General features: G+C 65.4%; 15 protein-coding genes. 7 read left to right on the top strand and 8 right to left on the bottom strand.

The features are described from left to right. Positions 1 to 57: 57 nt before the first annotated feature. Positions 58 to 1641: an RNA repair transcriptional activator RtcR gene (gene rtcR / locus ACZ1JW_RS04805; protein ID WP_465142145.1), complete on the bottom strand. Its 1584-nt coding sequence runs from the start codon at positions 1639 to 1641 to the stop codon at positions 58 to 60. 401 nt (positions 1642 to 2042) lie between these two features. Between rtcR and ACZ1JW_RS04800 the strand changes: the two genes are divergently transcribed. The 3 genes from ACZ1JW_RS04800 (at position 2043) to ACZ1JW_RS04790 (ending at position 5572) form a co-directional block, all read left to right on the top strand. Then, positions 2043 to 3269: an RtcB family protein gene (locus ACZ1JW_RS04800; RefSeq protein ID WP_465142144.1), complete on the top strand. Its 1227-nt coding sequence runs from the start codon at positions 2043 to 2045 to the stop codon at positions 3267 to 3269. A 42-nt stretch (positions 3270 to 3311) separates the two neighbouring features. Next, on the top strand, positions 3312 to 4325 hold the full coding sequence (gene rtcA, locus ACZ1JW_RS04795) for an RNA 3'-terminal phosphate cyclase (protein WP_465124611.1): 1014 nt from the start codon (positions 3312 to 3314) through the stop codon (positions 4323 to 4325). 305 nt (positions 4326 to 4630) lie between these two features. Further along, complete coding sequence (locus tag ACZ1JW_RS04790; protein ID WP_465124612.1) at positions 4631 to 5572, top strand: division plane positioning ATPase MipZ; 942 nt, start codon at positions 4631 to 4633, stop codon at positions 5570 to 5572. Between the two features lie 46 nt (positions 5573 to 5618). Here the strand turns inward: ACZ1JW_RS04790 and ACZ1JW_RS04785 are convergent, their stop codons facing one another. From ACZ1JW_RS04785 to ACZ1JW_RS04760, 6 genes are all read right to left on the bottom strand, one after another. Next, positions 5619 to 6206, bottom strand: coding sequence for a hypothetical protein (locus ACZ1JW_RS04785; RefSeq protein ID WP_465142143.1), 588 nt, complete (start codon positions 6204 to 6206; stop codon positions 5619 to 5621). Further along, entirely contained in the window at positions 6203 to 7549 is a 1347-nt protein-coding gene (locus ACZ1JW_RS04780; protein WP_465142142.1) for a sensor histidine kinase, read from the bottom strand. Before ACZ1JW_RS04780 ends, ACZ1JW_RS04785 begins: the two co-directional genes overlap by 4 nt. Then, complete coding sequence (locus tag ACZ1JW_RS04775; protein WP_465124615.1) at positions 7546 to 8235, bottom strand: response regulator transcription factor; 690 nt, start codon at positions 8233 to 8235, stop codon at positions 7546 to 7548. The genes ACZ1JW_RS04780 and ACZ1JW_RS04775 overlap by 4 nt, the downstream gene beginning before the upstream one ends. Positions 8236 to 8604: 369 nt before the next feature. Next, complete coding sequence (locus ACZ1JW_RS04770; RefSeq protein WP_465142141.1) at positions 8605 to 9459, bottom strand: SH3 domain-containing protein; 855 nt, start codon at positions 9457 to 9459, stop codon at positions 8605 to 8607. Positions 9460 to 9636: 177 nt separating this feature from the next. Beyond that, positions 9637 to 14496 carry a hypothetical protein gene (locus ACZ1JW_RS04765; RefSeq protein ID WP_465142140.1) on the bottom strand — a complete coding sequence of 1620 codons (4860 nt, stop codon included), beginning with the start codon at positions 14494 to 14496 and terminating at the stop codon, positions 9637 to 9639. Between the two features lie 17 nt (positions 14497 to 14513). Next, positions 14514 to 15815: a tetratricopeptide repeat protein gene (locus tag ACZ1JW_RS04760; RefSeq protein WP_465142139.1), complete on the bottom strand. Its 1302-nt coding sequence runs from the start codon at positions 15813 to 15815 to the stop codon at positions 14514 to 14516. Between the two features lie 154 nt (positions 15816 to 15969). Between ACZ1JW_RS04760 and ACZ1JW_RS04755 the strand changes: the two genes are divergently transcribed. The 4 genes from ACZ1JW_RS04755 (at position 15970) to galK (ending at position 20561) form a co-directional block, all read left to right on the top strand. Then, entirely contained in the window at positions 15970 to 16881 is a 912-nt protein-coding gene (locus ACZ1JW_RS04755) for a LysR family transcriptional regulator (protein WP_465124619.1), read from the top strand. An 87-nt stretch (positions 16882 to 16968) separates the two neighbouring features. Then, a complete protein-coding gene (locus tag ACZ1JW_RS04750) occupies positions 16969 to 18300 on the top strand; it encodes a family 1 glycosylhydrolase (RefSeq protein WP_465142138.1) in 1332 nt (443 codons plus the stop codon). A 96-nt stretch (positions 18301 to 18396) separates the two neighbouring features. Continuing rightward, positions 18397 to 19422, top strand: a complete 1026-nt coding sequence (locus ACZ1JW_RS04745) for a UDP-glucose--hexose-1-phosphate uridylyltransferase (RefSeq protein WP_465142137.1) — start codon at positions 18397 to 18399, stop codon at positions 19420 to 19422. Then, positions 19419 to 20561 carry a galactokinase gene (gene galK, locus ACZ1JW_RS04740; protein WP_465142136.1) on the top strand — a complete coding sequence of 381 codons (1143 nt, stop codon included), beginning with the start codon at positions 19419 to 19421 and terminating at the stop codon, positions 20559 to 20561. The genes ACZ1JW_RS04745 and galK overlap by 4 nt, the downstream gene beginning before the upstream one ends. An 18-nt stretch (positions 20562 to 20579) precedes the next feature. Here the strand turns inward: galK and ACZ1JW_RS04735 are convergent, their stop codons facing one another. After that, positions 20580 to 23756 carry an autotransporter domain-containing protein gene (locus ACZ1JW_RS04735; protein WP_465142135.1) on the bottom strand — a complete coding sequence of 1059 codons (3177 nt, stop codon included), beginning with the start codon at positions 23754 to 23756 and terminating at the stop codon, positions 20580 to 20582. Positions 23757 to 23777: the final 21 nt, after the last annotated feature.

The following is a 23777-nucleotide window of genomic DNA, read 5'->3' as shown; positions in this document are numbered from 1 at the left end:
TGCCTGAGCTGGGTCAGGATCGCTTGCCTTTTGGCCGGCAGGTTGGCTGTGGCGAGCTCAGCTCAGACGCTCCCAGGACAGACCAAAACGGCCAAGGTACTTGCGCAAGCGATCGGCATCATTGGTACTGGCGCGCTTGGTGCGCGAAGCGGCAAAAAGCAGGCGTCCCGCTTCGGACAGCGAACGGCTGGCTCGGCAAGTTGCAACGACATACGCCAGCTGGACCCGATCAAACGGATCAAGATCTGCGCGTTGCCGATCATCCAGCAGCGTGTCGAGGTCGTCTGCCGGACGCTCGTTGCCGACCCAAAGTCGCCTCAATCGCGCAATCTCTGTGGCAACCACGTCACTGTCGATGCGGCCTTTGGGCGAAAACGTCGCCATTCGGGTGATACTTGCGGCAAGGTCGCGGAAGTTGCCCGGCCATTGCGCCTCGTTCGAGACGGCAAAGGAAAGATACCGGTCGCGGGCTTCCTTGTTGAAGGTCACGCGTTCGCCTTCGCGTTCGGCATGGCGATCAAGTTCGTAATCCAGGTTCGGCGCAATGTCCTCGCGACGTTGGGCAAGTCCCGGCAGCGTGAAAGTCCACAGATTGAGCCGGGCGTAGAGGTCTTCGCGGAAGGTGCCGTCTGCCACGCACCGGGCTAGATCGCGGTTTGTGCCGGCGATCAGCTGGAAGTCGCTCTCTGTCTCACGGTCGGCACCGACGGGCAGGAAGCGCTTGTCCTCGATTGCGCGCAGGATCATCGCCTGCTCGTCGAGGCCGAGCTCGCCGATTTCGTCGAGGAACAGGAGGCCGCCGTCCGCTGTGCGCAGCAGACCCGGGCGGTCGGCCGCGGCGCCTGTGAATGCACCCTTCTTGTGGCCGAACAACGCAGACATCGCGCTGTCGCCGCGCAAGGTCGCGCAGTTCACTTCGACGAACTGTCCGCTGACCTGGCGCTTCAGCTTCTTCAGTTCGAAGATCCGGCGCGCAAGCTGGCTTTTGCCTGCACCTGTCGGCCCCATCAGCAGGATCGGCGCACGGGTGCGGCTCGCGACTTGCTCGATCTCTTCGATCATCGCGTTGAACGCAGGATTGTGCGTTTCGATGCCCGACTTGAGGAACGAGGTACTCGCCTCAGCCTCGCTGGCAAAGCGTGTGGCAATGCTGTCGTAACGCGACAGATCGAGGTCGATGACGCTCCATGTCCCTGCAGCGTCAGGAGCGCCACGCTTGGGTTGCGTCTGCAGTAGCCGCCCCGGAAGGTAATGGGCTTCCGTCAGCAGAAAGAGGCAGATCTGTGCGACGTGAGTGCCGGTGGTGATGTGGACAAGCAAATCCTCGGCATCAGGATCAAACGGCTGCGCGCGCGCGAAATCGAGAAGCTTGCCGTAAACTTCCTCGAAATCCCAAGGGTCCGCAAAGTCGATCACATGATGCTCGACGTCCGTCTCGGGGGATACGGACGCGATATCCTCGGTCACGTACTGGGCAAGGCGTCTGTGAGCCGTGCCGTGGATCATCACGAAGCGATCCACGCGCAGGTCTTCGTGCATGCACAGCCCCACTGATGGCCGCCACTTCATCCAACGTGAAGGGCCGAACTTGGACGCATCCAATGTGGAGCCGAGAAAGCTGATGACGGTGACAGGCTTCATGCGCCAGATTTCTATCATCTTATCCTATGGGATACAAATTGGACACCGCCTGATAAAGTGCCGTGCAAACCGAAATCCCCCAGTTCATAAAAATACCATTATATCTCAGTATCGTACTTTCTCTCGAAGCAGCCCTCATCCAAACTGGCACGGTACCTGCTGATACTTCTGTGTCGGGTAGGTCGAACAGCCCGGCACAAGCGGAGCCGCAGGGCGGTCGGAATGGGCCGACCGCCCTCAAGGTCCTAGACAGGGTGTAGCTCGGATGCGCCAGAGCGCCGGCCTTGGGAGCCGGAGGTCGGTGGTCCGAATCCAGCCCCGGGGCAACCGGAGAAGCTCAGGAGAAATGTCTCGCCAAAACCTCGGCGCCAGCACCATGATGCAACCAAAGGAGGCCGATCGTGGCCGATACGACTTTCGAATTCCAGCACGTGCCCGGCGGGGTGCCGATCAAGATGTGGACGCGTGGCGTGCCCGTCGAGGACGAGGCGCGGGCGCAGCTGACGCGTGCGGCGCAGATGCCGTTCATCTTCAAGCACGTGGCAGCTATGCCCGACGTCCATGTCGGCATCGGCGCGACTGTGGGGTCGGTCATCCCGACCAGGGGTGCCGTCATTCCGGCAGCCGTTGGCGTCGACATCGGCTGCGGCATGATGGCCGCGCGCACTTCGCTGATGGCACACGACCTGCCCGATACGCTCGATGGCATCCGCTCTGCGATCGAGCAGGCAGTTCCGCATGGGCGCAGCGTCGGACGCGGGCAGCGCGATCACGGTTCGTGGGGCTCGCCGCCCCCGGCGATCGTCGATGCCTGGGCAGTGCTCGTGGCGCGGTTCGAGGCGATCTGCGCCAAGTTCCCGCGGCTGAAGAACACCAACAACCTCACGCACCTCGGCACGCTGGGCACGGGCAACCACTTCATCGAGCTGTGCCTCGATCAGGAGGCGCGCGTCTGGGTCATGCTGCATTCCGGTTCGCGCGGGGTGGGCAATGCGATCGGCACGTTCTTCATCGAGCTCGCCAAGCAGGACATGCGCAAGTGGCACATCAACCTGCCCGACCAGGATCTCGCCTACTTCCCGGAAGGAACCGATCACTTCGATGACTACGTCGAAGCGGTTGGCTGGGCACAGGACTTCGCCGCGCTGAACCGCCGCATGATGATGACCAACGTCATCGCCGCGCTGCGGACAAAGATCGCCAAGCCCTTCGAGGCTGAAATGGAAGCGGTGAACTGCCATCACAACTATGTGACGCGGGAAAACCACTTCGGCGAGAACGTGCTCGTGACCCGCAAGGGGGCGGTGCGTGCGGCCAAAGGCGTGCTGGGGATCATCCCGGGCTCGATGGGAGCGAAGAGCTTCATCGTGCGCGGATTGGGCAACCCGGAGAGCTTTGACAGCTGCAGCCACGGCGCGGGCCGCGTCATGAGCCGCACCCAGGCCAAGAAGCTGGTGTCGCTCGACGAGCATATCGCCGATACCGAGGGCGTCGAGTGTCGCAAGGACGCTGGCGTGATCGACGAGACGCCGCGGGCCTACAAGCCGATCGAAGCCGTGATGGCCGCACAGGCCGATCTGGTGGAAATCGTCCACACGTTGAAGCAGGTCGTCTGCGTGAAGGGCTGATCCCCTTCATGCAGGCCGCCAAGCCTCCTGATTGGTAGACAGATGATTACGATCGACGGTTCGGAAGGCGAAGGCGGGGGCCAGATGGTGCGCAATTCGTGCGCACTCGCGCTGGTCACCGGGCAGCCCTTCCGCATCACCGACATCCGCGCCAGGCGCCCGAAGCCGGGATTGATGCGCCAGCACGTCACGGCGGTAGAAGCGGCAGCGGCGATTTCGGGCTCCGAATGCACGGGTCTTGCGGTGGGCAGTTCGGAACTGACGTTCCGTCCCGGTCGCACCATCCCCGGTGAGTACCACTTTGCGGTCGGCACGGCAGGCTCGACAGGGCTCGTATTGCAGACCGTGCTGTTGCCGCTTGCGCTGGCAGGTGGCCCGTCGCGCCTCGTGCTCGAGGGTGGGACGCACAATATGCTCGCGCCTCCGTTCGAGTTCATCGAACGCGCATTCATGCCGATCATCAACCGGATGGGGCCGCAAGTCTCAGTACGGCTGGTCCGTCATGGCTTCTATCCACGCGGCGGCGGCAGGATCGAGGTGGACATCGTACCCGCGCCGTTGACGCCCTTGGATTGCACCGCACGTGGCGACAGACTTGGCGTGTCTGCCACAGCGGTCTTTTCGGCACTTCCTGGCGAAATCGGGGAACGCATGCTGGCGCGGACGCGGCGCGATCTTGCCGATTGGCCCGAGGAAGCGTTTCGCATGTGTCAGGTCCCGGCAGACCAGGGGCCTGGCATCATTCTCCTCCTCGAAGCCCGATACGCCAACGTCACCGAGATCGTGAGCGCATTTGGCCAGCTTGGCGTAACTGCCGAACGACTGGCGAAGACCGCCGCCGCTCGCATGCAAGGGTATGCAGAATCCTCCGCTTTTGCAGGCCCTTACCTTGCCGATCAGTTGGTGCTTCCGTTCGTGCTTGCGTCAGGTGGTGCGTTCACGACCGTGAAGCCGAGCCAGCATCTGCTGACGGCGATCGACATAGCCAGGAGCTTTACGGGTCGGCGTTTGGAGATCGCTAAGCAGGATGGACATCACGTCATCTCAGTCGGGTAAAGTCACGCAGGTCGCAGACCGGGTTTCTGATTTGGGAGACTGACCAAATCAGGTTCTTGTTTGGCTGACGGGCCACGCAAGTCTCCTCATCCCGATAGAGAGAGTAAGCCCATTCTTGCGCATCGCCCGCATAGAGCGGTTTCCACCCGCTCTAAGGCATGCTGCCGTAACCTCATGGTCTATGCCGATAGAGCCAAACGGCTGTTGATACCATCGGACGCGTGCCTGATGATGCCAGAACAGTTCCCGTGTGAAAGCGTCGGATAAACGGCTCTGCCAAGAGCGGCGAGCCGGAAAGGTCTCAGGTGAACACATCTGCATCCGGCTGGGGTGACGGCTCGGTACCCTCGGTGATCCTGGGGGAAGTCGTCAGTCGACCGCGCATTCCGGCACATGTCATCGTCTTTGCCAACGAGAAGGGTGGCGTAGGCAAATCCACCTTGGCAATGCATGTCTGCATTGCGCTGAGCTATTCAGGTGCGAAGGTTCTTGCAGTTGATCTGGACCGCCGACAGAAGTCGCTGGCCAGTGCGCTTGATGTACGGTCTGGCACTGCAGGTGCCCTGCGGATCGAACTTCCAAGCCCTCGGCATCTCGTGCTCGAAAAGCAAAGTGGCGCGCTGTTGCATCAGGAAATCAACCGTCTGGGGGGCGGCGTCGATTTTGTTGTCATCGATCTGCCCGGATCGGATTCCACGACTGCGCGCTTTGCCATGGCGATTGCCGACACTCTCGTGACGCCTGTCGGCAACTCGACGTTCGATACAACGGGTCTCGGGAAGATAAATCACGTAACCCGGCAGTTTGCCGGCCCGGGCCAATTCGGAGCCCTGGTGTCCGAGCTTCGGGGTGAGCGAGCCCGCTTGGGTCTGCCGCCGATCGATTGGCTGGTGCTCAAGAACCGCGGACGCAGCAGCGACCAGCGACTAAGCGCCCAGACCGATGATGCCCTGCGCCAGATGGCCGCTGCGATGGAGTTTCGAATCGCAGCAGGGCTCTCCGAAAGACTTGGCTTTCGTGACCTTCTGTCATTTGGCCTGACCTATCTGGACCTGAGCAGGATTCCCAGCCTCGGCAAGCGGCGTCACGATATCGAGGACAATATCGTGACCTTGCTGGCGGCCCTGAACCTGCCCGGCTTCGATGTGATGGAGAATTCCGGCCCCCGCTCGAGGACAAGACCGCAGCTTCTGAAGAGCGCCGAGGAAAGATACGTCCGATCACTTCATGCGCATCTCGGGAAGTGATCAAGCGCAACGGTAACGCCCTACAGTCTCGATCACCGCTGCGGCCTCAGTCGATCACGAGATAATAGCCCGCAGCGTTGCTCGAAGGATTGGTCAGCACGATCTCGAAGCGTCCGCTGAACAGCGGCGTCCACATGCATTCGCGGGTGCGCGCCTTGGCGGGCGGGCAGACCGGCTTGGCCTCGCCGTCTAGCACCGTAAAGTCGAGTCCCGCCTGTCCCGGCGTCGCCACTGCCACGCGCGCCGATCGGCCACCGTCGAACAGCTGCGGCAGGCGCACCGTCGCGCCGGGGTTGAGCATGCCCGCCTTGTAGGCAGGCCCCAGCACGCGCCCGCGATAGGGCGGCGTCTTTGGTATTGCGGCCTTGCTGCGCCACGTGGCCGCCGGGTCCGCCTCGCCCGCCATGGGCCGTGCGCCGAACGCATCGAGCGCGGCAAGGATCGCGCCCAGCCGTTTGGGATCGCCCTGTGCGGCATCGGCATCGGCAAGCAGGCTCGCCACCGCCTCGGCCGGTTCTGCCGTGCCCGACAGCACCACGCGAACCGGCACTTCGCGCGCGGCGCGGGTGTGATCGGCAGCGCAACCGCCGAGCGCGAGAGCGCAGGCAAGGCTCAGGGCTGAAAGGACTTTCATGGGGCAGGCTCCAGGATGAATTGCGCGCCGCGCGGGGTATCGCCCAGCCTCAGGACAAGGCCGTGGCGCTCGGCAATGGCGCGGGAAAGGGCAAGGCCGAGGCCGTGGCCGGGCCGGTCGCCGGGAGCGGTTGCACGCGCGAAGCGTTCGAACACGCGGTCGCGCTGGTCGCGGGGAATGCCGGGGCCGTCGTCCTCCACCGTCACTTGCGGGCCGGGGCGCAGGATCAGGCGGACGCACCCGCCTTCGGGAACGTACTTGATCGCATTGTCGAGCAGGTTGGACAGCAGCCGAGTGATCTGCATCCGCTCGCCCAGCATGGTCACGCCCTTGGCAATCGACGTTTCGAGAGTCAGCCCGGCGTCCTCGGCACTGCCTTCGTAAAGGTCCGCAAGACTGGTGACGAGCGCGCTCATGTCGATCTCGGCGAGGCCCGCCAGATCGCCCCGGCGGCTCTCGGCAGAGGCGATGTCGAGCAGCGAATCGAGCATCGACAGGATCGCGCGAATATCCTCGCGTGACTGGCCGATCGGCCCGCCCGCGCCTTCAGGCCGGGCCTGCATCGCCGTGCCCAGGCGGTTGTCGAGGTGCATCAGCGGGGTGCGGACTTCGTGCGCGACGTGTTCGGACACCTGCTTGTAGGCCTTCAGCAGTTGCGCCTGCCGCGCCAGAAGCCTTGCGCCGTGGCCTGCCACTTCGTCGATCTCGTCGCCGCCACGCAGGCGGGCGGGAAAGCTCGCGGCGCGCCCGTCCGCCGCCGCTCCAAGCGCCGCGTTCACAGCGTCCATCCGCCGCGCAAGATGCCGCGCCGTGATCCACGCAACGAAGGCCACCGCCCCCACGATCGCCGCGCCCACGGCAAGGAACGCGGCTGACAGCACGGCAAGCGCGGACCTGTCGCGGTCGTACTCGCGCGCCACCAGCAGTTGCAGGTCCGGGGCAAGCTTGGCCCCTTGCGCATAGACCTCGGTGCCATCGCCCAGCGTCACGAACCCCTCTTCTGAGCGCGCGGCATTGAGCTCGGGCCAGCGCTTCACGTCGCCCGCCAGCAAGCGCCCCGCGCCATCGGCGACCATGTAGTGCGATCGCCGTCCTTCGAGGCTGACCACGTCCTGCCGGTCGGCCACGCGACGCAACAGTTCCTCGCGGCCCGCCGTCGCATAGATGTCGATCAGGCCTGCCAGATCTGTCGAGACGGTGGCGGAAAGCGAAGTGCGGGTCTGGCGCTGGACGGTGATCGTGGTGACCGCAAACAGCACGCCCACCGCGATGACCGCGATCAGGATCGAGGCCGTCGTCAGCTGGCCGAAGATCGACCGGGCACGGACGCGCGCAGGCTTCATTCGCCTCTCGTCAGGCGGTATCCCGCACCCCAGATCGTCTCGAGCGCAGGTGCGGCAAAGCCGTCTTCGAGCTTGCGGCGCAGGCGGCCGATGTTGACGTCGACGACGTTGGTCTGGGGATCGAAGTTCATGTTCCACACATCGCGCAGCAGCATCTCGCGCGTCACCGTCTCGCCCGCGTTCTCCATGAAATAGCGGAACAGCGCGAATTCCTTGGGGCTGAGCGCGATGTGCTTGCCCGAACGGAACGCGGTGCGGGCCTTCACGTGGCATTCGAACGCGCCGTAGATGATCACCGCGCCGTGGACCGCACCCGCTGCCCGGCGGTGCAGCGCCCGCAGCCGGGCCACCAGTTCCTGCGGTTCGTAAGGCTTGGCGAGGTAATCGTCGACGCCCGCTTCCAGCCCCTCGATGCGGTTCTCGCTGCGCCCCAGCGCCGAGAGCATCAGCACCGGTGTGCCCACGCCCGCGGCGCGCAGGCGCGAGACGATGGTCAAACCGTCGATGTCGGGCAGCATGCGGTCGAGGATGATCACGTCAAAGTCTTCGGCCCCGGCGCGCTGCAACCCTCCGGTTCCGGTCTGCTCCCAGGCCAGCCGGTCGCCATCGGCGAGCACGAGGTCCTGCACCGCCTGCGCGGCGCGCGGATCGTCTTCCACATACAGGATGTTGAGACCGCTCTTCATTCTGGAACTCCGGGGCTCGACCTCTGCCACATGGCCGAACCGTCCGACGCGATCATTTCACGCCGGACGGTGGCCATGCAACACTTCGTTTCGTGCGCAGGAGCCAGATGACGCTAGGTTGCATCGCCGGGATTGCGTCAGGAAGCTTCTCGGCAAGGAACTTTGCGCAGGCCGGGCTGGTTGCCCCGGACAAGCAAAGTGACGCTGTCCGAGGGGCTTCCTGACGCCACCCCGAAGGGGCGGGCCGATTTTGGCCCATCGCAGCGTCGATCGTCGGTCACTATGGACGAGCATGGCTCCCTCCTCTCTCCTCGCGCTGGGCCAAAATCGGCTCCGTCACGACGATGCAACCTAGCGTCATCTGGCTCTTCAGCGCATGTCCTCTACCGAGACCCAGCCCTTGGTGCCGAAGCTGTCCTGGACCTCGATGAACAGACCTTGCCGCTGACCGGTGGGGGTGAGAGCGGTTCCGGCGCGCACGGTGCGAAGCGTTGCGGACTTGAGGTCGGCGGCGGCCAGCATCTTGGTGTCGATCGCCGTTGTCGCGGCTACTGGCGCGGGAGCCGGTGCCGGGGCGAGCGCTGCGGCAGGAACGAGCGAGGCGAGCGAGGGGCCTTGCGCCGATATGCCATTGAAAGCCTTGACGAATGCCTCGATCAGCATCTGCCCGTCCTTGCTCCCGGCATAGGCCGCGCCGGTCGCGCCGCTGGCCACGGCGCCGATGGTTCCGCCGCCATTTCCGAAAGAAATCGTGGTCTTCTTGACCTCGCCCGCGCCCGAAGCGACGGTCTGGCCATTGGCCGGGCTGATCAGGCGGATGCCCGCGGCCACCACCTTCTTCTTGCCGCCAAAGCCGCCGAACATGCCGAGCATCGAGCCGCCGCCGGGAATCCCGCGCAGCATCCCGCTCGCCGCGCCCGAGCGGACGAGGCCTTCCATGGCGACGCCCTTGGCGGTTTCGATGGACTTGTCGACTTCTTCCTTGTCGCCCGCGATCACGTTCATCAGGAACGTGGCGGGCTTGCCGCTGGCGGGATCATGGAGCGCGAAGCAGCCGGATTCACGGGCCATCGCGGCGATCAGTTCGCGCGGCGAGGACAGGCCGTACTTGGTCCAGCCTTGCGTATCGCCATCGACCAGCGCGACCGTGCCGTAGCTCGTTTCGCACTTGTTGAGCGTGACGGGCGGTTCCTTGTCAGCTGCCAGGGCGGCGGTTGAAACCATTGAAAGTACGGTGAAAGCAAAGGTCCTGCGAAGCATCGGTCATCCCCTTGAAACCGGGCCGCACCCCTCGTGCGGCCCTTTTCCAACTCTGGGGTAACTCTGCGGCAACTCCCCCCTGACTCCCACACAACTGTCCCGTCACTCTCGTGACAAATGCGGTCATCTTGGTTGACGTTCTCAGGGTGCCTTCGGACCGAACGCGATGGCACCTGCAACATTGCCGGTGGTCGTCTGGAGGAAATACCCGACGCCGGCATGAGACGCGCCGTTGCCAGCGAGGAACCCTTCCATCGAAACGCCCGAGGCCCCCGTCAGAGTCATCTGGCCGGTGCCGGCCGCGAACGTCGTTCCGCTTGTACGGAGCGACAACGAGGGGCTTGCCGCGCCGCCTGCTGTCGACATCGTCACGGCCGAGCCAGAGACCGTCAGCGCCGCTTCGAACCCGACCTTGGCGGCAGTGAAATCGACCGAGAGCTTGGCGCTGTCGAGCGTGCCGACGACCGCGTCGCCTGTTGCCGGACGGGTGCTGCCGACGAGGGCGTAATCGACCTTGCCGCTGGTCGGCACGTTGGTGGCAGGCGTGCCCCAGACTTGCGCGAGGCCACCTGCGCCGAGCGTGGTGTTCCCCAGCTGGCCAAGGCTGGTGACCCCGCCGTTGACCCAGCGTGACCATGCAATCACGCCACCTGCGGTGCCGTTGTCGGTGTTGGTCGCGCCGTTGAGTTTGTAGAACCCGTCGATCTGCGAAATCTTGCCGTCGCTGGTGGCGGTGACATTGGTGGTGTTGTCGAACGTGGCGAACCTGCCGCCGCCCACAAAGCCGACGTACTTGGCGGTTCCGGTGGGAGCGGCGGTCGTTCCGGTGCTCCCACCAGTGCCAGAACCGGTTCCCGTTCCGGCGCCCGTCCCCGAACCCACCTTGAGCGCTGCTGCGCCGATGATGTTCTTGCCGCTGCCTGCGGGGCTGACGGCGGTGTAGGTCAGGCCGATCTTGTCGGTGCTGCCTGCCCAGCTGCCGAAGGCGGCGATGTAGCAGGTGCCGGTGGAGCAGGTGCCGGAATGATCGTCACCCGGCACCACGAAGCTGAAGCTCTGGTTCGAGAACACGTTGAAATCACTGGTCGATTGCGTGATGTCGGCAAGGCCGCCGGGCGTTGCGAAGTCGAAGGTATAGGCCCCGCCGCCCGCGCCGCCTGTTGGCATCACGATCTTCGCTTCCATCCCGACCTTGGGCACGGCGAGCCCGAAGTTGACTTTGAAGCTGCCGGTGAATGTGCCGGGTGCGCCCGATCCGTCGATCCACGTCGGCTTGGTCGCCGCATAGAGATCGTACTGGATGATCCCCGTCGTCGGAGCGGCAAAGCCGGTCGGCAGGGCGCTAGTCATTACGTAGTGGAAGCCCTGATTGGCATTCAGGGTGAAGGGGTTGGCCCCGGTGTTGGTGCCATTGGACCAGCGACCGAGCAGCACATCGGCATCGCCTGCCACGTCGCCGATGGTCATCGTGCCCGGCGTGCGGGTGAAGTTTCCGGCGCGGGTATAGCTGGTCAGCCCGCCATTGCTGTCGAGCGTATAGGCCAGCGCGCTGAAGCCCGATTCGCTGCCCGCGAGCAGGGTCCCGCTCGACAGGCGCAGCGTCGTGATGAAGTTGATCCGCGGATTGGTGCCGGTGAAGCCCCCGGTGTAGCTGGTGAGAACGCCGCCCGTGCCCGTGCCCCCGCTGCCCGTGCTTCCGCCCGGTAGCGTGCCCTCCTTGCCGAAGATCACCGCGCCCTGAAGGCGGCCTGCGTTGAACGCGCCGCCGTAGGTCTGATACATCAGGCCGAGGCGCTCTTCGGGCCTGGTTCCAGCAAAATCGCCGTAGAGGCTGATGTTGCAGCCGGTGCCGCCGGAGACGCAGGCCTGCCCGGTGCCGGTCATGCCGGTGCCGAAGAAGTAGTTGCCGAGGCTGTCGTAGATCACCTCCTGCATCTGCCCGCCCGCATAATTGGGCGTGCTGAAGGTGTAGGTCACATCGCCGCTGGCCTCGGGCATGACGATCGTGCCGAGCGTGCGGAAGGTCAGCCGGGTGTTGTTGCTGGAAAAGCCGATGGTCAGCGCTGCATCGAAAGTGCCCGGCGCGGTGCGCCCGTCGGAATAGACCGGACGCGTTGCCGCCAGCACCTTGTAGTCGATGGTGCCCGAAACCGGCAGCGTTCCCCCCTTGGGCGCGAGGACCACGTAGGGCAGGCCATTGTTGGTGCCAAAGCCAAACTGGCTGTTCTTGAAGCGGGCATTGCCATCGTAGAAACGGCCGACGATGGCGCTGGCATCGCCTGCTATGTCCGTGACCTTTGCGCCAAGCGTGCCGATGTCGCCAGCCGAGAACAGCGAGCCATCGGCATTGATGTTGGGCGTGGAGTTGGCCGGCTGGATGTTCCCGGCGTGTCCGGCGATGGCCTTCGATCCCGATGCGTTCGAGGGGAAGCCGCCGGTGTAGGTGGTAAGCCGCGTGCCGCCCGTACCGCCTCCGGTGCCACCGCCTGAACCCGGAAGGCCTGAGAACAGGTCCGGATTCCCGCCGCCCGCCAGATAGACGTAGAAGCTCTGGATGAAGGCCAGCGTCGTGCCATCGAACAGCGCGGCGAGGACGCCCGCATCGGTCAGCGCCTTGAGGTAGGCGAGGATCTGCGCCTGCGTGAGCGCGGTGTATTCCGAAGGCTTTCCGCCGCCTGCGAGGAAGGCGTAGTAGGCTTCGAGCGCGGTGACGTACGTCGCATAGACCGGCAATGCCGAATAGCCATCGGGCGTGCCGCCGCCTGCGAGGAACGCGTAGTAGGCGGTGAGGAACTGGGCTTGTCCTGCCAGCAGCGTGGAGAGCTTGCCGCTGTCGATCAGCGCCTTGATGTACTGCTGCAGCAGGGCAAGGTCTGCGCCGGTATAGGCGCTCGGCACGCCGCCTGCCTGAAGGTAGGCGACATAGGCCGAAAGCGCATCGGCAAAGGCCTGATAATTCGGCGGGGTGGGCAGGCCGGTGTAGAGGTCGGGGTTTCCGCCATTGGCAAGATAGGTGAAGAACGCCGTGTAGAAGCTGGCAAGCTGGCCGAGGAAGGCCTCGTTCGCGCCGACCGCCGAAAGGGCTGCCAGATACTGCCGGATCTCGTCCTGCGTCAGCGCGGTATAGGCCGAGGGCAGGCCTCCGTTCTGGAGGAAATCGTAATAGGCCTGCAGCGCGGTGGCGTAGCCGGTGAACACGTTGAACGGCAGGCCCTGCCACCCGTCAATCGTGCCGCCGCCTGCAAGGTAGGCAAGGTATTGCGCATAGAACGTGGCAGTGTTGCCCAGGAAGCGGTCAAGCGCGCCCGCTGCGGCCAGCGCATCGAGATACTGGCGCAGCACGGCAGGATCGAGCGCGGTATAGGCGGACGGCAGGCCCCCTGCGGCAAGATAGGCCTGATAGCTGTCAAGCGCCTGTGCGTATCCGGCAAAGACGTTGGCGGGCAGGCCCTGCCAGCCGTCGATGGTGCCGCCATCTTTCAGATAGGCAAGATACTGCGCATAGAACGTCGCCTGTGCGCCCAGCACCTGTTCGAACAGGCCGGTGGCCTGCAGCGTTTCGAGGTACTGGCGCAGCGCGGCGGGATCGGCGCCTTCGTACTGGCTCGGCAACTGGCCGCTCTTCAGATAGGCGAAATAGGTGGTCAGCGCAGTGCGGTACTGCTGGATGAAGGCCGTGCCGCCATTGGCGAGATAGGCCTGGAGCAGCGCACGGTCGCTTTCGGCCAGACGGACGAGCAGGCCGGAATCGTTGAGGAATGTGATGTAGGCGGAAAGCGTCGCCTGGGTTGCCCCTTCGAAGGCCAGCGGATCGCCGCCGCTGCGGATGAAGCTGAAATAGGCTTGGGTCAGCGAGGTATAGCGCGCGACGAACTGGTCAGCGTTCCCGCCGCCAAGGATGAAGGCGAGGTAGGCGTCGACCAGCACGCGGTTCTGGCTCGACAGCGCGGCAAAGCCATCGGTGCGCGAGCGGTAGGAGATGAAGGCGTTGATGTCGGTGAGCGAGGTTCCGCTGAACGACGAGGGTGCCGCGCCCGAGCGGACGAGATCGAGGAACTGCACCATCAGTCCGGCATAGACGGTGAGGAACTGCGCCTGCGACTGGCCCGAGGCGAGGTAGTTCAGGTAGGCGCGGATCACGTCGGCCTGGGCCTGGTTGAACGGGCGGCCGCCGTAGAGGCTTTCCAGCCGCGCGGCATAGGCGACGAGGTTGGCGAGATCGTCCGAGGGGAAGGTCTCGAGCGACGGATTGGCAACCGCTGCTTCAATGCGCTGGCCCGAAGAGACGATGTCGCCCGAGGCTCCGGCGGCGGCGAGCGCTTCGCCAAGCACCACCGGCACGCCGTTCTGCGCAGCAGCGGCTGGACCGCCATTGCTGATCGAAGCGACTTGCGGTTCAGGGGCAGGCGTAGGTGTGGGCGTCGGGGCCGGTGTTGCAGCGGCAAGCTGGGCCTGACGCTGCGGCGTCATGCGCGGTGCGGGGGCGACCGGGGCCGAGGTGGCAAGGCGCGGGTGACCATTGGCGACTTCCCACGCCTGTCCGGCATTGAAGCGCTTTTCCTCGCGCCCGTTGGCGATGGAGGCAAGGCCGGTGAGGACGCGGCCCGTCGCCTTGGTCTTGCCGCTGGCGTCGGTATCGACCGAGAAGCTGCCCGAGGAGCCCGCACCGCTGATCTTGCCGGTGCCTTGCCCGCCAAGACGCACCACGGTTTCGCTCATCCCTGTGCCGGTCACGGTGACGTTGCCCTTGAACAGGTCGACCGTGCCATCGGGGCGCAGCTGGAACTCTGCGCCTTCGACGAAGGACAGCATCGCGCCGCTGGACAGGCGGATCTGGGTGACGCCCGAGCCTTGGGTCACGCGCTCGCCGCGCAGGGCGGCGGCGGCAAGGTCGGCGTTGTCGGCAAAGACCACTTCCTGTGCTTGCGCGCGGGTGGCGAGCGCCAGGCTGGAGGCTCCGATCAGGAGGGCGGTGAGGGTGCGTGTGGCGGGGGTGTTCATGGGACTTGTCTCCCGGATCAGAATTCGAAGCGCGCGCCGGCCTGCACGGTCCAGCGTTCGTGATCGTAAAGGGCGATGTTCGACCAGTTGCGCGACCATGTCGCCTTGGGCTGGAGGAACAGGCGCGGCAGGACGGCGATCTTGACCGCAGCGGTCAGGTCGACGCGCTCGTCATGGCGCTTGCGCATGAACAGCAGGTCGGCGCGGTCATAGCGGCGCAAGTCGAAGGCAATGCCGCCGACGACCGCGACCTTGGGTGCGATCTGGATTTCAGCGCCCGCGCTGGCTCCGGCGAAAGTGTTGGATTCGGCATCGCCTGCCTGTTTGCGGGTTTCCTCGTGCCCGCCGATCAGGTTGACCGAGAACTGCCGCGCAGCAAGGCCGAGGCCCACGGCGAAGCGGTCTGCATCGCGCAAGGGGTCGCGGTCGTAGTCGAAGCGGGTGTACTGGACGGAGGCGGAGAGGGCTTTGCCCCCGTCCAGCATGTGGGTGTACTGGCCGATCGCGCCATAGGCGGTGCGGAAGCCTCTGTGGCCGAGCCAGTACTTCTGCACCTGCCCCGAAAACGAGGCCACATCGCGGTTGGCAAACGTGTGGGCAAAGCCTGCGGTGCCGGTGAGGCTGGCCTGGTCGAAGGCGGCGCTGTCCAGATTGTCGCGGAAATTGCCGAGCAGCGAGCCGAACACGCGGTCCTGCCGCGAGATCGCGCTGACCGCGCTGACGCCGCCCGACAGGTCGTAAAATTCGTCCTTCTGCGCGCGCGCACCGTTGCCCAGCGTGCCGGGACCGAGCGCGGCGAAGAGCGGGATGGTGATCGAGGTCAGCTGGGTGGCCGAGTTGATGTTGCTGTCATGCCCGAAGGCGGCCTCAGCGAACCCTGACACATCCGAACCGCCTCCCTTGATCTGCTTGTCGAACTGGCGGACGAAGCCGGTGAAGCGCTGGCGCACAGGGTCGGGGATCGTCGGATCGTCGACCACGGTGGCGAACTGCGCACGGGCGGTGTCGATGTCTCCGGCAAGCGCATAGGCGCGGGCAAGTTCGGCGCGGGCCGGGGCGTTGTCGGGCTGGCGGGCGAGGACGCGCTGCAGGGCGATGATGGCTTCGCCATAGTGCCCGGCATCGGACGCGGCGAGGCCGAGGGCGTAGTCGAACGCCGGGTCTCCGGCCTTGGCGCGTTCCTGCGCGGCGAGGGTGGTGTAGCGGGCTTCGGCCTCGTTGGCGCCGGTGGCTTGTTGGCCGAACGCGGGCGCGGGAAGCGCTGCCGCCACGGCCATGGCGCAGGCACTGGCCTGCAGGAAAAGATGCTTGGTCGCCATCGTACCCCTCGCGACTGGATGATGGCGTTTCAGCTATCGCGCGAGGCCGGGGATGTCCGATGACAATGGTTGTTAGGCGGGTGACAAGGCCTGTCGGGCGGCTTGGAGGGCTGTCACATAGACAGACGCTATGCTTGCGCGGTAAGGTATCGACATGAGTGACCAGCCTTCACGCCTCCCCATCGATCCTCGCGCTGTCGCGACCTTCTGGCGGGTTTGCGAGACGGGATCGATCAGCGGGGCGGCGCGGGCGATGAACCTTTCGCAGCCCTCCGTCTCGAACACGATTGCGCTTCTGGAACAAAGGCTTGGCGTCACGCTCTTTGCCCGCGCGCGCAGCGGCATCGTGCTGACGCGCGAGGGTGAGGCGCTGCGCGATCGGGCCGAGGCGATGGTGCGCCTGCTGGAGACGGCGGCGGTCGAGGTGGACCATGCCGCGCGCAACGTGGCGGGGCCGCTGCGGATCGGCGGAACGCCGGGTGCGCTGGTCAGTCTCCTGCCGCAGGCGGTGGCGCGGCTGGAAGAACGCGTCGGGCCCTTCGCGCTGAGCGTGATCGAGCGGCCGGACCCGCAACTGGCCGACCTGCTGCGTACCGGCGCTATCGACCTTGCTTTCGTGACCACCGAGATCGAGGAGTGCCCGGCGGACCTTGTCGAGGTGACGGCGTCGCGGGATTCGTTCTCGCTCATCGTCGGGCGGCGGCACGATGCGCTGGGCGATGCGCTCTCGCTGCGCGACGTGGCCGAGCTGCCGTGGGTCCTGCCAGAGGCGCAAGGCGCGTTCCGGCGGCAGGTCGATGCACTGTTCCTCGCCGCGGGCGTGCCGGTGCCGCAGAACGTGATCCGCTGCGATTCGCTGCTCACCACCAAGGCCATCGTCCGGCATAGCGACCGCGTGACCGTGCTGCCGCGCACGGTCGCTGCTGCAGAGCTGAGCATCGGTGTGCTGCGCGCCATCGCCATTGCCGAGGCGACGTTCGAGCGCAGCGTCGGCGTGCGCCACCTTGCCGACCGCCGGCTGCCGCCGCTGGGCCGCGCCATGCTCGAGGTTCTGGCCGAGTTATAGCCTGCGGCAATGGCTGGGCGATAATCCGGTATTTTACCTTATGTTGAGGCCGTCGTAGGTCCTCCTGCAAAGCCTTGGGGAGAGACCATGTTCGATCGTCGTACCGTGATTGCCGGGGGCGTTGCGCTCGCCGCTGCTGCGCCGCTGTCTGCCGCGAAGAAGCCGCTGGGCAAGCTGGCCAGCCCCTCGTTCCCGCAAGGCTTCCTGTGGGGCGCATCGACCGCGCCGCACCAGATCGAGGGCAACAACACGACGTCCGACCTGTGGTATCTCGAACACCAGCAGCCCACCGTGTTCCAGGAGCCTTCGGGCGATGCCGCCAACAGCTTCCTGATGTGGGAGCGCGACCTTGATCTGGCCAAGGCCATCGGGCTCAACACCTATCGCTTCGGCGTGGAATGGGCGCGGATCGAGCCGGCCAAGGGGCAGTTCAGCGAGGCGATGCTGGGGCATTACCGCCGGATTATCGAAGGATGCCGCGAACGCGGCCTCGCCCCGGTCGTCACCTACAGCCACTTCAGCGCGCCCTTGTGGTTCAGTGCGCAGGGCGGCTGGACCAATCCTGAAAGCGCCGAGCTGTTCGCGCGGTATTGCACCCGCGTCACGCAGGCGATGGGCGCGCAGATGCACAGTGCGATCACGCTGAACGAGCCGAACATCCTGCTGCTGCTGAAGGCCCTGCTGCCCAAGCCCGTGTGGGACATCCAGAAGCTGACGCTGGAGACAGCGGCCAAGCGCTTGGGCGTGACGCGCTTCGTCTGCGGCAACGTGGCAGGGTTTGAAGACCTCGACGATCTCCAGACCGGCCTGCTCGCCGCGCACAAGGCCGGGCGCGCTGCGATCAAGGCGGTGCGGGCCGACCTGCCGGTGGGCGTCTCGCTCGCCATGATGGACGATCTGGCGGTGGGCAAGAAGTCGATCCGTGACCGGATGCGGGGCGAACTCTACGGGCCATGGCTCGAACTCGCCAAGGCCGACGACTTCATCGGCGTGCAGAACTACGAACGCGCGCTGTGGGGCGACAAGGGCAAGCTCCCCGCACCCGAAGGCAGCGTGCGCAACTGGTCGGGGAGCGAGGTCTGGCCGGGCTCGCTTGGTGGCGCGGTGCGCTATGCCCATGCGGCCACCGGCAAGCCGGTGCTGGTGTCCGAACATGGCGTGGGCACCGATGACGACGCGGTGCGCGCAGCCTTCATTCCGCCAGCCTTGGCAGGTCTGAAGCAGGCGATGGACGATGGCGTGCCTGTGATCGGCTATTGCCACTGGTCGCTGGTCGACAACTTTGAATGGATCTTTGGCTTCCGGCCCAAGTTCGGGCTTGCCAGCTTCGACCCGGTCACATTCGAGCGCAAGGCCAAGCCGAGCGCGGCAGTGCTGGGTGCGATTGCCCGATCCAATAGTCTGGGGCCAACGCCCTGACCTGAACCACGAAATCGAATTCGCCGTGCGTCGGGTTTCATGGCATGTTAGGAGTTGGCAATCGATTGCAATAACGTGCCACGGAGAGGCCCTGACATGTCCCAGTTCGTGCCCGACGATCATCCGCATCGTCGCCAGAACCTGCTCAATGGAAAGTGGGTGCTGGTCTCGCCGCACCGCGCCAAGCGGCCGTGGCAGGGCGAGACGGGCGAAGTGGTTGCGGCGCAAGGGCCGTCCTATGATCCTTCGTGCTACCTCTGCCCCGGCAATGCCCGCACCAGTGGGGAGCGTAATCCCGACTATCCGGGCGCATTCGCCTTTGACAACGATTTCCCCGCGCTGATGCCCGACAACCCGGCACCGCAGGGCAACGACCCGGTGTTCCGCATGGCAGAGGCGCGCGGCACCGCGCGGGTGATCTGCTATTCGCCGGACCATTCGAAGACCATGCCGGACATGGACCTGCCCGCGATCCGCAGTCTGGTGGACTGCTGGGCGCAGGAGAGCGCCAGCCTTGCCACGCGCTTTGCCAACGTGGCGGTGTTCGAGAACAAGGGCGCGATGATGGGCTGTTCGAGCCCGCATCCCCACGGCCAGATCTGGGCGAGCGACTTCGTGCCGAGCGAAGTTGCCGACGAGGATCGCGAGCAGGCGGCGTGGCGGGCCAGCCGCGGCCGGGTGCTGCTGGACGAAGTGGCGGAGCGCGAACTGGCTGCGGGCGAACGCGTGGTTGAGGCCAATGAGCACTGGCTGGCGGTGGTGCCGTGGTGGGCGGTCTGGCCGTTCGAGATCCTGCTGATCGCGCGCGACGATGTGGGGCGGATCGAGCAGCTGTCGGACGCGGCCCGCGATGCGCTGGCCGACATCCTGCGCCGGGTGACGCGTCGTTATGACGGGCTGTTCCAGACCAGCTTTCCCTATTCGATGGGCTGGCACCAGTGCCCCGGCGGCAGCGCCGATCCGCACAGCTGGCGGCTCCACGCGCACTTCAATCCGCCGCTGCTGCGCTCGGCCACGGTGCGCAAGTTCATGGTCGGCTTCGAGATGTTCGCCGAAAGCCAGCGCGACCTTACGCCCGAGACGGCGGCGGCCCGGTTGCGCGCGGTGGAGATTGCGGCATGAGCGATCTTGGCGAACGGTTGCTTGGCGGCTTTGCCGAAGCGTTCGGGGGAGAACCAGCGTTGGTCGTCCGCGCACCGGGGCGGGTCAACCTGATCGGCGAGCACACCGACTACAACGACGGCTTTGCCATGCCCATCGCCATCGGCCAGGAAACCCGCGTCGGGTTCCGTCCGGGCGGCGAGGCATTGCGCGTGGCGGCACTCGATTTCGGCGAGAGCGACAGTTTCGATCCCGTTGCGCCTTCGCACAGCAGCGGCGGTTGGCGCGACTATGTGCGCGGGGTGGTGGATCAGTTGCGGCAGGCAGGGATTGTCGTGCCCACCGGTGAGCTTGCCATCGCCGGGTCGATTGCCAAGGGTACCGGCCTGTCGTCCTCGGCCTCACTGGAAGTGGCGATTGCGCGGGTGATCCTCGAAGCGGTGGGGGAGACGCTGGATGCAGTGCAACTCGCGCTGCTCGCCCAGCGTGCCGAATGCGATTTTGTTGGCGTGCGGTGTGGCAACCTTGACCAGATCGCCTCGGCGGCGACCACGCTTGGCCATGCGCTGCTGATCGATTGCCGCACGCTCGCGCTGCGCCAGATCGCGATGCCCGATGATGCCGTGGTGATGATCGTGCAGTCGGGCGTGGTGCGCGGGCTGGTCGATGGCGAATACAACCGCCGTCGCGAGGAATGCGAATCCGCGGCGCGGGTGCTGGGTGTGCCGGCCCTGCGCGATGCCGACGAGGCCATGCTTGAAGCTGCGCGTGGGCGCATGGAGGAGAACACTTTCCGCCGCGCCCGCCATGTGGTGACGGAGAACCGCCGCACGCTCGATGCGGCACAAGCGCTTGAGTCCGGCGATCTGGTGCGGATGGGCGCGCTGATGCGCGAGAGCCATGTCTCGCAAGGCGATGACTTCGGCATCACCGTGCCGGCAACCGATTCGCTGGCTGACCTGATGAACGCGGCCATCGGCGAGGAAGGCGGCGCGCGGCAGACCGGTGGCGGCTTTGGCGGCGCGGTCGTGGGCCTGATGCGCAAGGACCGCGTCGGGGCAATGCGCGACGCGGTCCTTGAAGGCTATCGCACTCCGGCAGGCGAACCGCCGCTGGTGTGCATCGAAACGCCTGCGGCCGGGGCGGGACCGGTCAGCTGACCAGTCCCGCCTGCCCGATCAGAACGCGACGCTGAGCGAGGCGCGGATCGAATAGTCGACGCCGCCCTGGATCTGCTCGGCCCCACCTGCAACCTGCCAGGTGTAGTCCATCCCGCCGAGCAGCACGCGAGCTTCGCCGGTCCAGCCGGACTTCATGCGGTCGGCCACAAGACGGAACTGGTCGCCGTCCGTGAAATTGGCCACCGTATCGCCAAGCTTTCCGGCCAGGCGCGAGCGGTAGCCGCCTTCGAGTTCGAGAGTCAGCGGGCGCTCGTCACGGTTGACTTCGCCCGCGCTCCACGATGCGGTCAGGCTGCCGGTGCCGGTGAGCAGGTCGGAAGTGCGCTTGGCCACGGTCAGCGCGATTTCCTCGTCGCCGCTTTCGGTGAAGCCCTTTTCGCTCAGGCGGTAGTAGTCGAACTTGGCCATCGGTTTGAGCGAGAGATTGCCGCCGAGATTGGCCTTGTACGACACACCGCCCTGACCGCCGACGGTCCAGCCCTTCCACCGACCATTGGCGCTGTAGGATAGCGCGGCGCTGCTGACTTCGCCCGTGAACAGGCGCGTGGAATCGAGTGAGACGCGCCCGACCGATGCCTTGGCGTAGGCATAGAGCGGTCCGGACGCGAGGCGCCAGAACAGCCCGAGTTCGTAGTTGCTGGCATCGGTCTTCTGGTAGTTCGACGTTGCGATATCGCCCTTGGTGTAGAGGAACGACAGGCCCGCATAGCCTGCGCCGATATTGCGCTCGAGACCTGCCGAAAGGCCCCAGCCCTTGACCTTGAACGCGGCGGTGCCGGTCTGGTCCTTGGTGCCGCGGAAGTAGATCGGCTCGAGCCAGCCACCCACATCGCTGATGTCGAAGATCGAGCTGTCGTCCATCAGGTGGCGCGAGCCGATGCGGCCCGAACGGGTGACGAAATCGAACACGCCGCCGGCATAATCCGGCAGGAGCTGGTTGAACTGGCCCTGCAGTGCGGCCTCGTCGTCCACCTGCAGGAAGCTCGTGCCCAGATTGCTGAACTCGGTGCCCTGCGCGTAGATCGCGTCATAGGCGGCGGTCAGCGGTGCGCTGAGCCCGAGCTGCGCGGCGGTCTTGCGGGTGACTGCCAGCACCAGCGTTTCGCCGACCCGGCTGATCGCGCCGTTGAACAGCACCGGCAGCTTGGTGTTCGTGGCATCGAACACCGGCGAACCGGTCAGCGTTCCCGCGGTGAGGATCGTATAGTTGCCCACCGCCTTGTCGAGCGAGGAGATCGTGGCCGTGACCTTCGATCCGCTGGCGAACGTCGCGGTGTTGACGTTGATCTTCGATGCGGTGCCGGTGGTGCCGTCGATATAGACATTGAGTGCACCGCCCGAGTTGACCGTCAGGCTGTCGAACGAGAGCGTCGTTGCGCTGCTCGCGCCGAATTTGCCGCCGTTGACGGTGACGTCCAGTTGGCCCGCATTGGCGAGTGTGCCTGCGAAGGTCGAACTGCCGCCGAGCGTGAGCGTGCCAGCGTTGCCGGCCAGATCCAGCTTGCCGACGAAGAACGCGCTGTCGCTCATCGCCATGGTTGCGGTGCCGCTGCCGAAATCGATGTTGCCGATGTAGCCGCTGTCACCAGAAAGCAGGACCGAATCGTTGCCCGCGCCGAGGAAGCTGTTGCCGTAGATCCGGCCCGAGGCGACATCGAGCACGTCATTGCCGCTGCCGGTGTGGATGTTGCCGGTGATCGAGGTGTAGATCGTCGGGTTGTTCGGGTTGTACCCGCTCGCCGCCTTCTCTGCGTCCTGCGCCTTCTTGTCGATGGCGTTGAGGTACTGCTTGATCGTCACGCCAGTGGTGTTGGCGGTGAGGTCGATGGCGCGCAGATCGTCGCCGCTCGATCCCGTGACCGCGATGAAGCCCGTGTTATTGAGCGTGGTAAGCGTGCCCGACTTGTCCTGGATGGCATAGGCCGCGCCTTCGCCGGGCGAAGACAGGACCGCCTTGATCGAGCCGCTGTTCGACAGGGTGGGCACGGTCGAACCCTCGTTGATAAGGATGCCGACGGCCTTCTGGTCAACCGACGTAGCCGTGATCGTGCCCGATACGCCGATGCCGTTGGCCATCGAAACCGCGCCGCCCTTGCCGCCGATCACGACGGCATAGGCATCGGTCTTGCTGTACACCGAACTGGCCGTGATGCCGCCATCGAGTGCTAGCGAGAACTCGCCGTCGCGGCCCTTGACCTTGCCGATGACGATGTCGTTCACGCCGCCGACGAGCAGCGCGGGGCTGTTGCCGACCGAGCTGATCGAGCCCGTCACTTCCGAGGAGTCGGCGACACCGTCGTTGTCCTCGTCGCTCTTGGTGCTGTCGAGGTCGTAAGGGGCCGCATCAAGCAGAATGCCGCCTGCCACGCTGCCGTTGATCTCGACAGCGGCCTTGCCGGTGCGCAAGTCGGTGCGTGAGAGCGCCTTCGACGCGCCGGCATCGTTGGTGTAGCTCGAGCTTTGCGAGATCGCGCCCTGGATGCGGACCGAACCGCCCACGTCGCCGCCGACGACGAGGCCCTGCGCGCCTGCGCCGACCACTGCGACCGTGCCTTCCACCGTCACGTTGCCCGAGACGCCCTTGGTACCGATGCCGACGCTGTTGTCGCCCAGCACCTTGATCGTGCCGGTGTTCGAGATGCTGCCGGTGATATTCGATTTGGCGACGATGCCGCCCGAGTTCAGGCCCTCGACATTGATCGTACCGGTGTTCTTGATCGTCGCAGTTGTGGTCGCGCCTGCGCCTACGAGAATGCCGTAACGGTTGCTGGCCGAAGCGATCGGGCCATCGACAGTGCCGTTGCTGTCGGTATCCGCGCCGTTGAAGCTTTCGGACACAGTGATGGTGCCACCGTTGGTGACGGTGGTGTTGCTGCCCGCCTGAATCACGATGCCGGCATCGTTGTCCTTGCCGCCGGTGTTGGTGATCGTGCCGCCCGAAGCCACCGTCGCGGTGTTGTTCGAATCGACCGTGACGGCAGTTCCGCCGCTATCGAGCTTGATCGTGCCACCGCTTGCGATCGTGACGTTTCCAGCAGTCGAAGTCTTGAGCGGCGTGGTCGTGCTGGTGCTGACGGTGGTATCGGCAAGCGCGGCCTGCGGGGCCATGAACGCGAGAGCGATGGACGCTCCGGTCAGCGTCGACAGGATGGTGGTGCTGCGAAGACGGTCCATAAACCCCTCATGAATTCCAGA

It is taken from the genome of Novosphingobium sp. BL-A-28-Hi1-0D (assembly GCF_055521755.1).
The sequence above is the reverse complement of the archived record's forward strand: the minus strand, read 5'-3'. Positions and strand labels throughout refer to the sequence as shown.

Bases quoted from the DNA above. Each gene is read 5' to 3' on its own strand.
- rtcR (WP_465142145.1), bottom strand. From the start codon at position 1,641: ATGAAGCCTGTCACCGTCATCAGCTTTCTCGGCTCCACATTGGATGCG.
- ACZ1JW_RS04785 (WP_465142143.1), bottom strand. From the start codon at position 6,206: ATGAAAGTCCTTTCAGCCCTGAGCCTTGCCTGCGCTCTCGCGCTCGGC.
- ACZ1JW_RS04760 (WP_465142139.1), bottom strand. From the start codon at position 15,815: ATGGCGACCAAGCATCTTTTCCTGCAGGCCAGTGCCTGCGCCATGGCC.
- ACZ1JW_RS04755 (WP_465124619.1), top strand. From the start codon at position 15,970: ATGAGTGACCAGCCTTCACGCCTCCCCATCGATCCTCGCGCTGTCGCG.
- ACZ1JW_RS04775 (WP_465124615.1), bottom strand. From the start codon at position 8,235: ATGAAGAGCGGTCTCAACATCCTGTATGTGGAAGACGATCCGCGCGCC.
- ACZ1JW_RS04780 (WP_465142142.1), bottom strand. From the start codon at position 7,549: ATGAAGCCTGCGCGCGTCCGTGCCCGGTCGATCTTCGGCCAGCTGACG.
- ACZ1JW_RS04765 (WP_465142140.1), bottom strand. From the start codon at position 14,496: ATGAACACCCCCGCCACACGCACCCTCACCGCCCTCCTGATCGGAGCC.
- ACZ1JW_RS04735 (WP_465142135.1), bottom strand. From the start codon at position 23,756: ATGGACCGTCTTCGCAGCACCACCATCCTGTCGACGCTGACCGGAGCG.
- ACZ1JW_RS04745 (WP_465142137.1), top strand. From the start codon at position 18,397: ATGTCCCAGTTCGTGCCCGACGATCATCCGCATCGTCGCCAGAACCTG.
- ACZ1JW_RS04770 (WP_465142141.1), bottom strand. From the start codon at position 9,459: ATGGTTTCAACCGCCGCCCTGGCAGCTGACAAGGAACCGCCCGTCACG.
- rtcA (WP_465124611.1), top strand. From the start codon at position 3,312: ATGATTACGATCGACGGTTCGGAAGGCGAAGGCGGGGGCCAGATGGTG.
- galK (WP_465142136.1), top strand. From the start codon at position 19,419: ATGAGCGATCTTGGCGAACGGTTGCTTGGCGGCTTTGCCGAAGCGTTC.
- ACZ1JW_RS04750 (WP_465142138.1), top strand. From the start codon at position 16,969: ATGTTCGATCGTCGTACCGTGATTGCCGGGGGCGTTGCGCTCGCCGCT.